The organism is Psychrobacter sp. NPDC077938 (assembly GCF_044542635.1).
GTDB lineage: Bacteria > Pseudomonadota > Gammaproteobacteria > Pseudomonadales > Moraxellaceae > Psychrobacter.
The window spans coordinates 19,629-34,013 of the sequence record NZ_JBITUW010000001.1; the positions used below are offsets into that span (position 1 = coordinate 19,629).

Below are 14,385 nucleotides of genomic sequence, written 5' to 3' on the forward strand. Positions count from 1 at the left end.
TGGCTTAAAAATCCAAAAGGTAAATTATGGACAAAATCGACCGCCATATCTTGGAAGTGCTCCAGAAAGAAGCGCGTTTATCTACAGCCGAACTGTCCGAACGTATAGGGCTGTCGCCTTCTCCTTGCGCGCGACGCCTCAAACGTTTGGAGGACGAAGGCTATATAGAGAACTATCAAGCAAACGTAAACAAAGCCAAAGCGGGTATTGCGATGAGTTTCTTTGTGGAGGTCAGTCTCAACAGCCATCAAGAAGAATCTATCGCAACCTTCGAGCGTGCTCTGTCCAATATGGACGAGGTGATTAATGGACATGTGGTATCGGGTTCTTACGATTATTTGTTAGAAGTAGTCAGCCCCAATCTCGATGGTTATGAGCGGTTCACACGTAAACTACACAAGCTTGCTAGCGTAAAAGACATTCACACTCATTTATCGGTGAGAAAGGTAATCAATAAGACAACTTTACCCATTTTTGTTTGAGACTCTTTTATACCGATTAGGAGAACAATGTCTCACTCGATCATTCGTGAGTAGCAAGACCCATAATGAGTTCATTTGAATTTGATAGAATATGGCTATGATAAAGAAGTGTCTGATGATAAACGTAGGTCTTTATGCACAATGCAGCGGATCAATATTTTGATATAGAAACCTATTGATAACGCATATTGTAAAATTTCTCCATTATTTGAGGTATGTGCATCGGTAGGCTATCTATGTAAAGATACTGTAGAGCTAGTACCTTTTGTATCATGTCGGCAGAATTTACCACGGTAGCTAAAAGCATTGCATTTAATGCTTCTAACCCATTAGAGTTCTGTAATATCTGAATAATCAATGGCTCAGGAAAACCATCCTTCTTTCTTGAAAACGCATGCATACCTGTATGGACATATGAGTTTGCTGGTTTCATCGTTAACTCTTTAAACTCTCTCATCATTGCTACTGCTCTCTCAGGAACTATTCCCTCTTTCGCAGCACCTTCTAAATCATCCAAAATTATATTGATTTTAGGTATATGTCTCTCAGCCTGCGATGCATTTTGTTGAGTCAAAGGTTTATAGAATCTTTCAACGATATCATCTTTAGCAACCCAATATATCCATTGCGCTTTTATTAATGATTCAAATTGCAGGCGCAACAAGCTACTAGCCGAAATATTACACCCTTCTTTAGCTAATAAGTGTACAGCATGACCATGTTCAGATGAAATATCTGCCAAAATCAAAGTTGCTATCTCTCTATGATTAAAATCATCGATATTAGGAATTTTATTCGTTTCACTTAACAGAGATTTACGGAAATCCATTGATTGTGAATAAAACCTTTTGAAAGTAGCGCTCAATATACTTCCTCTTCAAAAAATACAAATCTAATTTAATGACAATCTATCATAACTCAAAGATTTTTCACATAAAAAAACCGTCATATTAGATTGCATAAAAAAGCCCTGCTATCTTTCGATAGCAGGGCTTTTGGTCGTTAAAACACTTTTACTACGGTAGTTATATTTATAGTGAAAAGTATTTTATGGGTTGACTGAAACAGTACGACTAGGCAGCCGAGTAAAGATTGTACTTATAGTACATCGAACGAGGTTAACAACGGCGTACAAATTCAGTCGAGGCATAAATTACATCATGCCGCCCATTCCACCCATACCGCCCATTCCAGCACCGCCGCCCATAGCAGCCATACCGTCATCACCTTGCGGTAAGTCAGTGATCATAACTTCAGTCGTTAGCATTAAGCCTGCAACAGATGCAGCGTTTTCTAATGCTGAACGAGCAACTTTAGCTGGATCAAGAATACCCATCTCTAGCATATCGCCATATTCGCCAGTCGCTGCGTTGTAACCGTAGTTACCACTGCCACTCTTCACTTCGTTGACCACAACTGAAGCTTCTTCGCCAGCGTTGGTTACGATTTGACGTAGTGGTGCTTCCATCGCACGACGTAGGATGTTCATACCAGCGTTTTGGTCGTCATTATCACCGCGTAGTTCAGACAATGCATTCATCGCACGAACTAAGGCAACACCGCCGCCAGGTACAACGCCTTCTTCGACCGCTGCACGAGTTGCATGTAGCGCATCGTCAACACGGTCTTTCTTCTCTTTCATTTCAGTTTCAGTTGCTGCGCCGACTTTAATAACTGCTACGCCGCCTGCTAGTTTAGCAACACGCTCTTGTAGCTTTTCTTTGTCATAGTCAGAAGTAGACTCTTCGATTTGACGGTTGATAGACTCAACACGGTTTTCGATGTCAGCTTTGTTGCCAGCGCCATCAACGATAACGGTGTTTTCTTTACCGACAGTCACTTTCTTAGCAGTACCAAGTTGCTCTAGAGTAGCAGTCTCTAAGCTTAGGCCAATCTCTTCAGAGATTACAGTACCGCCAGTTAGCGTTGCGATGTCTTCTAACATTGCTTTACGACGATCGCCGAAACCTGGTGCTTTAACAGCACAAGTTTTCAAGCCGCCACGCATGTTGTTTACAACTAGTGTTGCTAGTGCTTCGTTTTCTACATCTTCAGCGATGATTAGCAACGGCTTGCTCTGCTGCATTACTTGCTCAAGTAATGGAACGATCTCACGGATGTTGCTGATTTTTTTGTCAACTAATAAGATATATGGGTTTTCAAATTCAGCAGTGAGGCTGTCTTGCTTGTTAGCAAAATATGGGCTGATATAACCACGGTCAAACTGCATACCTTCTACAACTTCTAGGGTATCTTCAAAGCTTGAACCTTCTTCAACAGTGATAACGCCTTGCTTGCCTACTTTTTCCATCGCTTGCGAGATCAGTTCACCGATTTTGGTGTCTGAGTTTGCAGAGATAGAACCAACTTGAGCGATTGCTTTGTGATCGTCAGCTGGCGTTGATAGTTTATGGATTTCTTTAACCGCTTCACGTACCGCTTTGTCGATACCGCGCTTAAGATCCATTGGGTTCATGCCAGCAGCAACTGACTTCATGCCTTCTTGTAGGATTGACTGAGCCAATACAGTCGCAGTTGTTGTACCATCACCAGCGACATCGTTAGTGCGACTAGCCACTTCACGTACCAGCTGTGCACCCATGTTTTCAAATTTGTTTTCTAGCTCGATTTCTTTGGCAACGGATACACCATCTTTAGTGATGGTAGGTGCGCCAAATGATTTGTCGATAACAACGTTGCGACCTTTAGGGCCTAATGTTACACGTACTGCGTTTGCTAGAACGTTTACGCCGTCCATCATTTGTTTACGGGCATCAATGCCGAATTTTACGTCTTTTGCCATGTTAAATTACTCCACTATTATAAGTATGAGAATACAATTGATTGATTTGATAGTTGCTTATCAAAAGCGATCATTAGAAACTGCTATCAAAATATGCTGAGTATAAAATAATACTCAAAAGGACTAGCCTTCTAGCACACCCAATACATCAGACTCTTTCATAATCAATAGTTCTTCACCGTCAACCTTTACGGTTTGACCAGCATATTGACCGAACAAAACTTTGTCGCCAGCTTTTACATCTAACGCACGAGTTTCACCGTTGTCACGAACTTGGCCATTACCAACTGCAAGCACTTCACCTTGTGAAGGCTTCTCTTGTGCTGAACCAGGAAGCAAGATACCACCAGCTGTCTTTGTTTCTTCTTCTATGCGGCGGACGACAATACGGTCATGTAAAGGACGAATGTTCATCGATATGACTCCAAAAGTTGGTTAATAAAATTAAGGGTTTATTTGAATTAATGGTCTCAATACCAGTATCTATAGGGAACACTGCCAAAAACAATGCTTTATAGATAAGCCTTGAGCTTGTAACAAAAAGTGGGGGCAAGGTGAGTTCGGTTCAAGTGTAAAGCCCAAAAATTTACAAGATTATTTTGCAAAAATTGATCAACCAACATCTCATATCAATGCTTTGCGCTTAGTAAAGCCGATATGCTAGTTAGACAAAGGACAAGAAGTAGGAATATTTAAAAATATTAGCGAGCTGAATTTATATTTTGACCAATGCTAAATTAACTATAGAAACATTTGCTACAAGCTCTACACGAAGCGGTATGACACTACGCTTGAAAATGTAACAGCGTATGACCATTATAGGTCTGGTAGACATAATAAGAACGAACGAAAAAAATTGCTATATCGGCAATAAATTAATGAAGGGGTATCTATGAGTTTTTCATCAATGCACAAGAAGTCATCAAGCGACAATGTTGATAATGCTAATAACGCAAAACGCAGTCCATCTAAATTTCTATCTGCCTTGGTAACAGGCATCAGTATCTCTACCGTTGGAGCTTTGAGTATGACCGCACCTACCCTTGCCAGCGCAAAAACCGTCCAACCATCAACTGCCGATTATAGTTTTACTGTTGAGGACAAATACAAAGGCACAGCAACTCGTACGCTAAGCAAATCTGGTAATACGTGGAAATATAACGTTAAGGCTCGTGTCGCTGGTGTGGCGAGTGCCTCGCAAAACAGCACTTTTACGCTTAATAGCAACAATGTCAGTCCTACGCAGGCGAGCACCACGTACAAACTACTTGGCATGGGTCGCACGCACAAACTAGACTTTAACCCAAGCAGCAAAAAAGTCACTAGTAACTATAAGGGCAAGTCGACGACTATGAATATGTCGCAACAAGCCTTTGATGACTTGAGCCTTGAGGTACAGATTCGTCAGGATTTATTAAACGGTAAATTCTCTGGTAACTACTACATGGCGAAAAAAGACAAAATTGAGAAGACGCCATTTAAAAAGTCAGGCAGCACTAAGATTACCGTACCAGCGGGTACCTTTGATACGGTACGTGTTGACCGCGTCCACGATGACGATAGCCGCTCTACCAGTTTTTGGTTAGCCCCAAGCTTGGACTATATGCCAGTTAAAGTTAGCCAAATTAACGATGGTAAGAAGATGGATTTAGAATTAACTAAGATTAACTAATCTACTTGTCTTTAGAGTTATAAACAAAAAAGCGGCGCTCCAGATGGGGCGCCGCTTTTTTTAGTTTTAGATTGATAGGTATAATTTATTAGGCTTCAGATAAATTCAATTATTGACGAGGTTTCTTCACAACGTTGTTCATCGAAGGCAGGCGTTTGAGTAAAATAAATAGCCAAATATTGATAGCAAGCAATAGTAAAAAATCCGCTAAATACACAGCGATTTCAGCCCAACTACTGCCATATATACGAGTAAACAGCACTACGCCACTCGCACCCAAATATACTAGGGTAAACATACTGCTTATCAACAATGCATAAGGGGAACGACCGCGCAATATCCATGGCGTCAGAATCAATGCTGGCACTAGCCATAATGCCTGCCAAGCAATACCGCCAACGATATCAGGGCTACTAGGATTAAAGATACTAATAAATATAGGCAATCCGAGCAGTCTATAAACGAGCCAAATTAACCACGTAACCTTCAAGCGCTGTGCAATAGGTGCGATAGGCTTAACCGTTTTAAGAGGCTTTGTATTAGAGCGGGTTGTGGCCATTAGATATTTTGATTTCCTAAATGAATAATATACTGCTGAACATGAATAAGTAGCTCTTTATTATAACCACTTGTTTATAACCGAGTGGTTATAAGCACTCAATCATAGACTTTGAGACTCAGACGCTTTTAGACAGCAGGTTTATAAAAGTTGCTTATCAGCCCCAATTAGCCTGTGCTAATGCAGCTGCCGTAATCGCTAAACGGCGACCCTGCGCAATACCCAAATCTCGCTCGTCAGTAGATATAGGCTGATCATGCGATGCTCCGCTGACATGGCTAGCACCGTAAGGCGTACCACCGCGATGAGTGCGGTTCAATGCTGGCTCTGCATAGGGCACACCTACGATGACCATACCGTGATGCATCAGCGGCAACATCATCGTCAACAATGTCGTTTCTTGGCCACCATGCATAGAACCTGTCGCCGTAAATACTGAGGCTGGTTTGTTCTGTAGGTTCCCTGCCAGCCATAGGGTCACGGTATTATCCCAAAAATACTTCATGGGTGCGGCCATATTACCAAAGTGTGTTGGGCTACCAAGAGCAAGACCACTACAGTCTTTTAGATCATCCATCGTACAGTACAAGTCACCCTCATCAGGTATCGCAGGTTTGCTTGACGTGGTTTCAGGTGCCACTGTCGGTACCGTACGGATACGCGCAGTCATGCCAGCATCTTCAATACCTTGCGCGATAGCATATGCTAATGTCTTAGTCGTACCGTAATTAGAATAATAAAGCACCAAAACATAAGGGTCGGTCTGACTCATTAGCAAAGCTTCCTTATAAAATCGTTAGTCGTACTGGCCATTAAAAATGCGGCGAAATATACGACTAACTAGCATTGTAGAATATGTGCACATTATGCCCGAGTCATTCACTGTCATGCAAATAACCATGATTGATAACCTGACTTATATTGTATCTGATGTGCCACGCGGTGCATTTTGACACAATTAAACCGCAGATGATAACCGTTCATCTTTGTTACACTATTGTCACTCTTACTTTTGTTTAATGGTCGACATGGAAAAATTATCTCAAAAACTCCCGTTTTTACAACAGCGCTGGTTTCAGTTCTTACGGTTTTTGACTCGGCATTTTTTTGAAGATAATTGCCAGCAAAAGGCAGCTTCGCTGACGTACACCACTATGCTGTCGATCGTACCTGTCTTAACGGTATTACTGATGATTTTGTCATCTGTACCAGCACTCGCATCAGTTAGAGCGCAGATTTATGACGTCATTTATAGCAATCTATTGCCGCAATCGAGCATGCAAGTTAGTGAGTACATTAATAGCTTTGCCGAAAAGTCATCTAACCTAACCATCATCGGTGCCATGATTTTATTCTTTACGACTATCATGACCTTGACCACTATCGAGCGCGCGTTTAACCAAATCTGGCGAGTAGAAGATCGCTCTGGTGGCATCAAAAGCATGCTGCGTTATTGGACTATCGTTACCCTAGGGCCCTTAGTATTGGGCACCGCTTTTATCGCTTCAAGTACTGTACAGAGTCTGAGTTTTCTCAATCGTCAAATTGCAGGCTACGGTATCGACTGGAGCTTTTGGGTACAAATGGCATCGATTGGTATTACGATGGCGGGCTTTATCGGTATGTACTGGTTTATTCCAAAGGCGCGCGTACCAGCAAAGAACGCAGCCATCGCTGGCGTGTTTGTGGCTATTGTCTTTGAATTAATGAAGCATCTATTTGGTACAGTGATGGCTAACTTTACCAGCTACGAAGCGATTTACGGCGCTTTTGCCGCCTTGCCTATCTTCCTACTATGGATTTATCTGTCGTGGAATTTGATTTTATTAGGCGTTGAAATCAGCTATACCTTGACCATTTTTGAGACAGAAGAAGTCTACCCTCGTCACCCGTTACTCAGCTTGCTAGATATGTTGAATTTGGTCTATACCCACCACTTAAAAGGTGAAGCCGTTAGCGAACAAGCACTGCGCAATGTCTTAGGTCGCAAAGAGCTGCCGAAATGGTATACCTATATTAACTACCTACAAGACAGCAATCTGATTACCATGACAGATGATGATGACTATGTGCTCAAAAGAGACCTGAGTAGGATGACGTTATGGGACTTTTATCGTACCTTGCCCTATCCACTTCCTATCAAGGACGAGTTGGATGAGATGAAATTGGAAGGTCAAAAACCTTGGCTGAGTTTATTGGTAAAACGTTTTGAGCATACTGAAGCGTATGCCAAACAGCAACTGCATCTGCCGCTAAATGCTATCTTTGCCAATAGCGAACCGCGTAAACAATCTACTAGCAAGCATGGCGATGACCGTAAGTTATTTAGAAAAACCTCTGCCGCCACTGAAAATGTACAACGACATGATAATCTAGATAGACATAATGAGAATGCTTACAATGGTAATGGTCCACATTTAGAAGCAGCACCGCACCTAGAGCCTATGGCTTATGACAAAGACAGTGATATTGAATATGACGAGCACGACAATGAGGCCATCATACCTCTGGGAACTAGTGATAGTCATACTGAGACAGATATGACCAGACGTACGCATAAAAACGCTATTATTACAGAAGCAGATAACCCTAAGGCTCATCACAGTGAATAAAAATGATGGAGACAGCGTCTGGACACGTACGATCAATGCAGGTCAAAACAGGCTTAAGCAGTTCACTAAGTTGTGGTCAATACAAACGCTGACTGACTTACCTGATCGCTTAAATAATTTGTGGCAGTGGCTGATTGGCTCTTATTGGTTTATTCCAACCGCTTGTGTCATCGTCGGTATTTTGCTTGCTCCTTTACTAGTCGCGATTGACCAAAACTTTGATCGTGAAACGGTAAAAGAGATCTCCTTTGCTTTTACTGGTGATGACGAGGCGGCGCGCGCGATTATGACAGCCATCGCTGGTGCGGTATTGGGCGTGGCCGGTACGACATTTTCGATTACGATCGCCGTCCTGTCGATGGCATCCTCACAGTTTGGCCCAAGACTGCTACGTAACTTTTTGACTGATACCCCAAACCAGTTTGTCCTTGGCGCTTTTATCGGTACATTTAGCTATAGCTTACTGGTACTAAAGTCGATCCATAAGTCTGACGTAGCTTTTGGTGTACCGCAATTGGCAGTGACTTTTGCCATTATCATGGCGATTATCTGTGCGCTGCTCTTGGTTTATTTTGTACAGCATATGGTACATGCTATTCAGGCGTCACACGTCATTCAAAATGCTAGCAACGATGCAATTGCAAACATTTACTATTGGTATAACGATCAATGTGATATCCAACATCAACGCGATGCTGAGCATCATGATATCGAGCAGTTCCAAAACTGGCCTGCTATGCCTATTTATTCACCAAATTCAGGTTATCTACAGCAGATTTATCTTGAGTCATTGATTGCGCTGTCACAAGATTATGGTGGCGTGGTACAGATGCATGTCAACCTCGGTAATTACGTCACTGACAAAAACGTCATTGGTTACTTTTATCAACGGCCTACGTCTCATCCAAATAACCAACAGAAGACAGCGACCCCGCATCTAGCAGTAATACCTAGAGCACCTGATGGACTGTTTTGGCAACGTCTTGCAGGTTGCCTGCGACTTGAGCAACGATTGGCGCACTCTAACGACATTGCCTATAGCTTAGGTCAAATGACGGAGATTGCTGTACGTGCGTTATCCCCTGGTATCAATGATCCAAAGACTGCGGTCAATTGCGTTCAATCTCTAACCAGCTGCCTGAGTATCATGATGCGTCGTCAGCCACCGAGCCCTTATCACTTTCACATACCGCAGTCGGACACTAACGATAGCTCTGAAAATACTATTAAACAGAAGCGACTGGCCATATTGGCACTAGTCACTCATATCCCCAAAATTTCTGACTTTATCAATGTATCACTCGGTGAGATACGTCGTTATGCAGCTGCTGACCTAATGGTCTTAAAAGCATTATGTCAGGCAATGGTCAATCTGAACTATGCACGGGTAAACAGTGCACAGCAGCAAACGCTATTACATGAATTGCATCTAATTCAGCGCGCCGGTGAAGAGAATTTAAATTACCAAGAGCTGGTCGATGATTTGGTCGCTATGTGCGAACAAGCCAAACAATTCATCCTTGATAAGGATGCTCAGCACAAGCATTTTAATTACGTGAGTGAGTTTGAAGCCGATATTCGTCAAGCGTTACAGACACAGTCTAGTTAATGATATGACCAGTTAACTGTTTGAATAGATGGCAATATTAGCCTTTATAAACACATTACTTATAAGCACAATACCTATAGCTAGCAACACTTATAACGTCCCTATAAGCCCTGCGCTTTAGATACTTTTTATATTCATATGAGACCTACTTTTTATGGCATCTGCAACCAGCCTAACAATCCTAGAAATCAGCGCCATATTTTTGTCGATTACTGCTTCACTAACTTATATTAATCACCGTTTTATTGGTTTGCCGACCACTATCGGTGTCATGGTCATCTCTATCTTACTGTCAATCGGTGCGATATTTTTGGGCTTCTTAGGGTTTGATCAGCTGATTGATTACGAAGTCAGTTTATTGGAGCAACTTGATTTTACCGAAGTACTCTTAGACGGCATGCTATCAATGTTGCTATTCGCAGGCGCATTACACGTCAATATTGGTGACTTAAGACGCTACAAGCTACCTATCGGCATCCTTGCTGGTCTTGGTACGATCATATCGGCGATGCTCATTGCGACCGCGATTTACTTTATGTTGCCACTCTTCGGTTTCGGCCTACCGTTTCTCTGGTGCCTGTTATTTGGTGCGCTTATCTCCCCTACCGATCCTATTGCCGTCATGGGTATCCTGTCGTCAGCAGGCGCTCCAAAGAGTATTGAGACCGTCATCGCTGGCGAATCATTGTTCAATGATGGTATCGGCGTGGTTATTTTTGTCTTACTGCTAGGGATTTTATCTAGCGGTGATATTCCTACTGCCAACTACGTCGCTCATACATTGGCGGTTGAAGCTGGTGGTGGCGTTGTATTCGGACTGGTACTTGGTGCGATTTTGTACTACCTGCTTAAAAGTATTGATAGCTATCAAGAAGAAGTGCTATTAACATTAGCAGGCGTCATCGGTGGCTACGCGTTGGCCAGCCATTGGCATTTATCAGGGCCACTTGCTATGGTCATGATGGGTCTGATGGTTGGTAATCGTGGTCGCGAGCTAGCCATGAGTGATAAGACACGGCACTATATTGATTTATTTTGGGAATTGATTGATGAGATTTTAAATGCCATTTTGTTTGTGCTCATCGGTCTAGAAGTGGTGATGATTGCTTATTCAGGCAATTTATTTATTGCTAGTGGTTTGACGATTTTGATTGCGCTCGTTGCCAGATTTATCGTGGTAGGTATGACGACCAAGACCTTTCATCGTCAGCTTGATTTGCCTACAGGCGCATGGAAAGTTCTGACGTGGGGCGGCTTACGCGGTGGTATCTCAGTTGCGTTAGTATTACAGTTACCGATCGGGGCTGAACGCGAGATTCTATTGGCACTCACTTATGCGGTGGTGATTTTCTCTATCTTGGTACAAGGTCTAAGCGTCGGTAAAGTCGCTAAAAGCATTCGTACCGATGAAAAAACAGTAGACGTATAGACTAAAAATATAGCAGGCACAAAAAATCCAGCATAAGATACTTGTCTTATGCTGGATTTTTCAACTTAAATTTAAACGCTATATCAAGCCCTTTCGTTTCATATTGCGATAAACCACAATAATAATGAGCAGATTAGAAACCAATATTCCAAGCTTAAACCAGTCAAATGGGCTAACGATCAGATAATAAATTTCTATAGGAATAAATACCCCGTAGCCTAATACCCCAAACCAATACGCCCATGTTTTGTCGTGCCATAAGCCATAGGCTTCGAGGAAGCGCAAACTGGCATAAGCGAATATCAATAATAAAAACATCGGCCAGTTTTTACTTGCCTGCTGAGCAATACGTACGGCACTATCGATTTGCGGGGCAAGCATATGACCGAAGCTGCGCTGCCAAGTAACGGTTGCCGTCGTCAGCCAATGCTCAAGATTGCTATGCCACCACCATAATGCCCCTGCTCCTAGTAACGCACCAACACCTTTGACTACCTCATAAATGGCCACTGCTTTGATAGACTCACTCGCTGTACCGCGCGATTTTTCTTGCTGACCATTCATAGTAACCCCTTTATCCTTCAAGGATGGCGGCAGACGGTCATCCTGTCGGGGCAAATTAGCCAAAGAATGTCTCCACAACACGTCCTTGCAACTGCTGATTGAAAAACGGCGTGTTTTTACCACTCGATAGCATAGATTGCGCGGTTACTTGCCACTCAAGGTTAGGATCGACTAACACTGCACCGCCAATCGCTTCATACTGCTCACTAATACCAGCGATTTTTGCAGGATTCAGGCAGATTTTATCTACTAATTGCGAGAGTGTTAATACCTTATCATTTACCAGCTGACAAGCCAACGCCATAAACGTATCGAAGTTTGAGATACCTGGCGTACTTTCGGCAAACGGTGCTTTTTTGGCCGTACTATTCAGTGGTTCGTGATGACTACAGATGGCATCGATAGTGCCATCTTTTAAGCCACGGCGGATTGCCTGCTGATCCGTATTACTACGCAGTGGTGGTAACACATACGCCTGAGCATTAAAGCCCTCAAGATTGTCATCAGTTAAGTAAAGCTGATGCATCGCAACATCACAAGTAACAGGCAACCCTTTATCTTTTGCCCAGCGCATTAGCTCAATAGAGGACTTACAGGATAACTGGCTAAAATGAGCAGCTATTCCAGTCTCTTCCACCATCAATAGCTGCGTAGACAATGCAACAGTTTCTGCAATCCAAGGAATCCCTTGCAGACCATGATAAGAAGCAATATAGCCCTCATGTGCCACACCGTCTCCAGACAGACTTGGCTCATCAGGATAAAAGAATACTTTCATGCCAAAAGTCGCCGCGTATTCTAACGTGCGCAGTAATACTAAGTCATTGCGAAAAGGTCTACGCGCATTGGATACTGCGATACAGCCACCCTTCTTGAGCCCTGCAATGTTAGACGGTCGTTCGCCCTCTAACCCTGTGGTCAATGCACCCAAAATATGCAAGTAAATCCCGCCATCACTTAAGGCGCGCTCACGTAAACCTTTTAAGAGTGAGCCATTTTCTAAAATAGGATTGGTATCAGGTGGTGTGACTACATGTAAAAATCCATTACCACGGGCGGCGCTGCCTTCCGACTTTAGCGTACCGTGTTGCTGTTGGCCTGGCTCACGCAAGCGCGCGCATAGATCTACTAGTGGTGGTAATAACCACATCTCACGGCCAGAATCGAGTATAGACAATTTTTCTGTTGCGGCTTGCGGCAATGCATCTTTAAATGCTTTTGGTAAATGGTCAAGAATGGGTGCATCAGTATTAAGCATGGTAGACATAACGTTATTACCGTATCAATAAAATTAAATAAATGAGAATAAGTCGCTCGGCAGCCTATTACTTGCCAGCCGCTTGATGAGCACGCTGACCTTCCATCGCAAGTGATAAGACCGCCATGCGAATGGCAATGCCGTTATTTACCTGCTTTAAGATAACGGATTGCGCGCCATCAGCCACACTAGAGGCAATTTCAACACCGCGATTCATCGGCCCCGGATGCATCACTAATGCATCAGGCTTAGCGAGAGCTACCCGCTCTGGCGTGATCCCATAATGCTTATAGTATTCACTTGAGGATGCCAAAAGCGGCGAACCGATACGCTCATTTTGTATTCTTAATCCCATGATCACATCACAGTCGGTGACACACTCGTCCATGTTTTCATATACTTGCACGCCAAAACGCTCAATACCTTTAGGCAGTAAAGTACGCGGCGCACAAACACGGATGTCTGTCACACCTAGTGTTTGCAGTGCACTGATATCAGAGCGTGCCACGCGTGAGTGCTTAATATCACCAACGATCGCGATAGATAGCTCTTCAAATGGGCGCGGAGCTTCACGGTGAATGGTCAACATGTCGAGCATTCCTTGAGTAGGATGCGCATGCCAGCCATCGCCACCGTTAATGATTGCGATATCAGGCGTCACTTCTGTAGCCATAAAATGCGCGGCGCCTGATGCTGAATGGCGTACCACAAAGATATCCGCCGTCATTGCCTGTAGATTCCACAGCGTATCACGCAGACTCTCGCCTTTTTTGGTACTAGAACGTTCGATATCGATATTGAGTACATTGGCACCCAAGCGCTTTTCTGCCACCTCGAATGTCGTCCGGGTACGAGTCGATGGTTCAAAAAACAAATTCATTACTGTATAACCGTCTAACTCAGGACGATTGATTAGCTGTCCATTGTCATCAAAGAATGTCTCTGCTTTTGCGATAATAGCTTTGAGCTGTGCTTTATTAAGCCCTTCAACACCTAAGAAATGCCTGATACTGCCATCGGTATTGAGCTGCGGACGACTCAATGAGGTATTGAGCCTTTGATGAATCGTGTTGGGATCAAATTTTGCATAATCAGTCGGTGAGACTGGTTGTGTAGCGCTACTATCGATAGAATTTGACATAATGGCGAGTCTTTATTGTGGGTTTATATGAGTCTATAGTAATCACTTATTCATCTTTGTTCGATCATTTATCACTGATAGGCATAGATACAAAGGACATTTTGACGCTTATTTGCTACAATTTACCGTAATCAAATTCGACCAAAAAATAGCCTCAGCAGACAATCAGAAAGCGTGAGTAGACATGCTGTATTCTCATAGAGAATAATTCTGACAAAACTATAAATGAATAACAATAGATATAGTGTAGCCGATT

At 43.0% G+C, this 14,385-nt stretch carries 13 protein-coding genes; 5 read left to right on the forward strand and 8 right to left on the reverse strand.

Annotated elements, in window-relative coordinates:
- Positions 1 to 26: 26 nt before the first annotated feature.
- Positions 27 to 482 (forward strand): Lrp/AsnC family transcriptional regulator, encoded by a 456-nt coding sequence (locus tag ACIGBM_RS00085; protein WP_397476383.1) that lies wholly within the window; start codon positions 27 to 29, stop codon positions 480 to 482.
- Between the two features lie 172 nt (positions 483 to 654).
- Here the strand turns inward: ACIGBM_RS00085 and ACIGBM_RS00090 are convergent, their stop codons facing one another.
- From ACIGBM_RS00090 to groES, 3 genes are all read right to left on the reverse strand, one after another.
- Complete coding sequence (locus ACIGBM_RS00090) at positions 655 to 1,347, reverse strand: DUF6988 family protein (protein WP_397476384.1); 693 nt, start codon at positions 1,345 to 1,347, stop codon at positions 655 to 657.
- Between the two features lie 288 nt (positions 1,348 to 1,635).
- Positions 1,636 to 3,285 (reverse strand): chaperonin GroEL, encoded by a 1,650-nt coding sequence (gene groL / locus ACIGBM_RS00095; RefSeq protein WP_101204842.1) that lies wholly within the window; start codon positions 3,283 to 3,285, stop codon positions 1,636 to 1,638.
- A gap of 123 nt (positions 3,286 to 3,408) precedes the next feature.
- Positions 3,409 to 3,699, reverse strand: a complete 291-nt coding sequence (gene groES, locus ACIGBM_RS00100; protein ID WP_057758860.1) for a co-chaperone GroES — start codon at positions 3,697 to 3,699, stop codon at positions 3,409 to 3,411.
- A 478-nt stretch (positions 3,700 to 4,177) separates the two neighbouring features.
- On the opposite strand from groES, the gene ACIGBM_RS00105 reads away from it, so the two are divergent.
- Entirely contained in the window at positions 4,178 to 4,957 is a 780-nt protein-coding gene (locus ACIGBM_RS00105) for a DUF3108 domain-containing protein (protein WP_397476385.1), read from the forward strand.
- A gap of 109 nt (positions 4,958 to 5,066) precedes the next feature.
- Here ACIGBM_RS00105 and ACIGBM_RS00110 read toward each other — a convergent pair whose 3' ends face one another.
- Together ACIGBM_RS00110 and wrbA are read right to left on the reverse strand one after the other, a co-directional pair.
- Positions 5,067 to 5,516, reverse strand: coding sequence for a hypothetical protein (locus ACIGBM_RS00110; RefSeq protein ID WP_238052268.1), 450 nt, complete (start codon positions 5,514 to 5,516; stop codon positions 5,067 to 5,069).
- 157 nt (positions 5,517 to 5,673) lie between these two features.
- Positions 5,674 to 6,288, reverse strand: a complete 615-nt coding sequence (wrbA, locus tag ACIGBM_RS00115) for an NAD(P)H:quinone oxidoreductase (protein WP_397476386.1) — start codon at positions 6,286 to 6,288, stop codon at positions 5,674 to 5,676.
- Positions 6,289 to 6,544: 256 nt separating this feature from the next.
- On the opposite strand from wrbA, the gene ACIGBM_RS00120 reads away from it, so the two are divergent.
- From ACIGBM_RS00120 to ACIGBM_RS00130, 3 genes are all read left to right on the forward strand, one after another.
- Positions 6,545 to 8,128, forward strand: a complete 1,584-nt coding sequence (locus ACIGBM_RS00120; RefSeq protein ID WP_397476387.1) for a YihY/virulence factor BrkB family protein — start codon at positions 6,545 to 6,547, stop codon at positions 8,126 to 8,128.
- Positions 8,121 to 9,737 carry a DUF2254 domain-containing protein gene (locus ACIGBM_RS00125; protein WP_397476388.1) on the forward strand — a complete coding sequence of 539 codons (1,617 nt, stop codon included), beginning with the start codon at positions 8,121 to 8,123 and terminating at the stop codon, positions 9,735 to 9,737. The genes ACIGBM_RS00120 and ACIGBM_RS00125 overlap by 8 nt, the downstream gene beginning before the upstream one ends.
- Before the next feature lie 154 nt (positions 9,738 to 9,891).
- Positions 9,892 to 11,166 (forward strand): sodium:proton antiporter, encoded by a 1,275-nt coding sequence (locus tag ACIGBM_RS00130; RefSeq protein WP_101204848.1) that lies wholly within the window; start codon positions 9,892 to 9,894, stop codon positions 11,164 to 11,166.
- 78 nt (positions 11,167 to 11,244) lie between these two features.
- On the opposite strand, the gene ACIGBM_RS00135 is transcribed toward ACIGBM_RS00130, so the two are convergent.
- From ACIGBM_RS00135 to ACIGBM_RS00145, 3 genes are read right to left on the reverse strand one after another with little or no spacing between them, the layout of a single operon-like run.
- Positions 11,245 to 11,730, reverse strand: coding sequence for a DUF2127 domain-containing protein (locus ACIGBM_RS00135; protein WP_397476765.1), 486 nt, complete (start codon positions 11,728 to 11,730; stop codon positions 11,245 to 11,247).
- 55 nt (positions 11,731 to 11,785) lie between these two features.
- Complete coding sequence (locus tag ACIGBM_RS00140) at positions 11,786 to 12,997, reverse strand: dihydroorotase (RefSeq protein WP_397476389.1); 1,212 nt, start codon at positions 12,995 to 12,997, stop codon at positions 11,786 to 11,788.
- A gap of 58 nt (positions 12,998 to 13,055) precedes the next feature.
- Positions 13,056 to 14,129 carry an aspartate carbamoyltransferase catalytic subunit gene (locus ACIGBM_RS00145; RefSeq protein ID WP_397476390.1) on the reverse strand — a complete coding sequence of 358 codons (1,074 nt, stop codon included), beginning with the start codon at positions 14,127 to 14,129 and terminating at the stop codon, positions 13,056 to 13,058.
- Between the last annotated feature and the right edge of the window lie 256 nt (positions 14,130 to 14,385).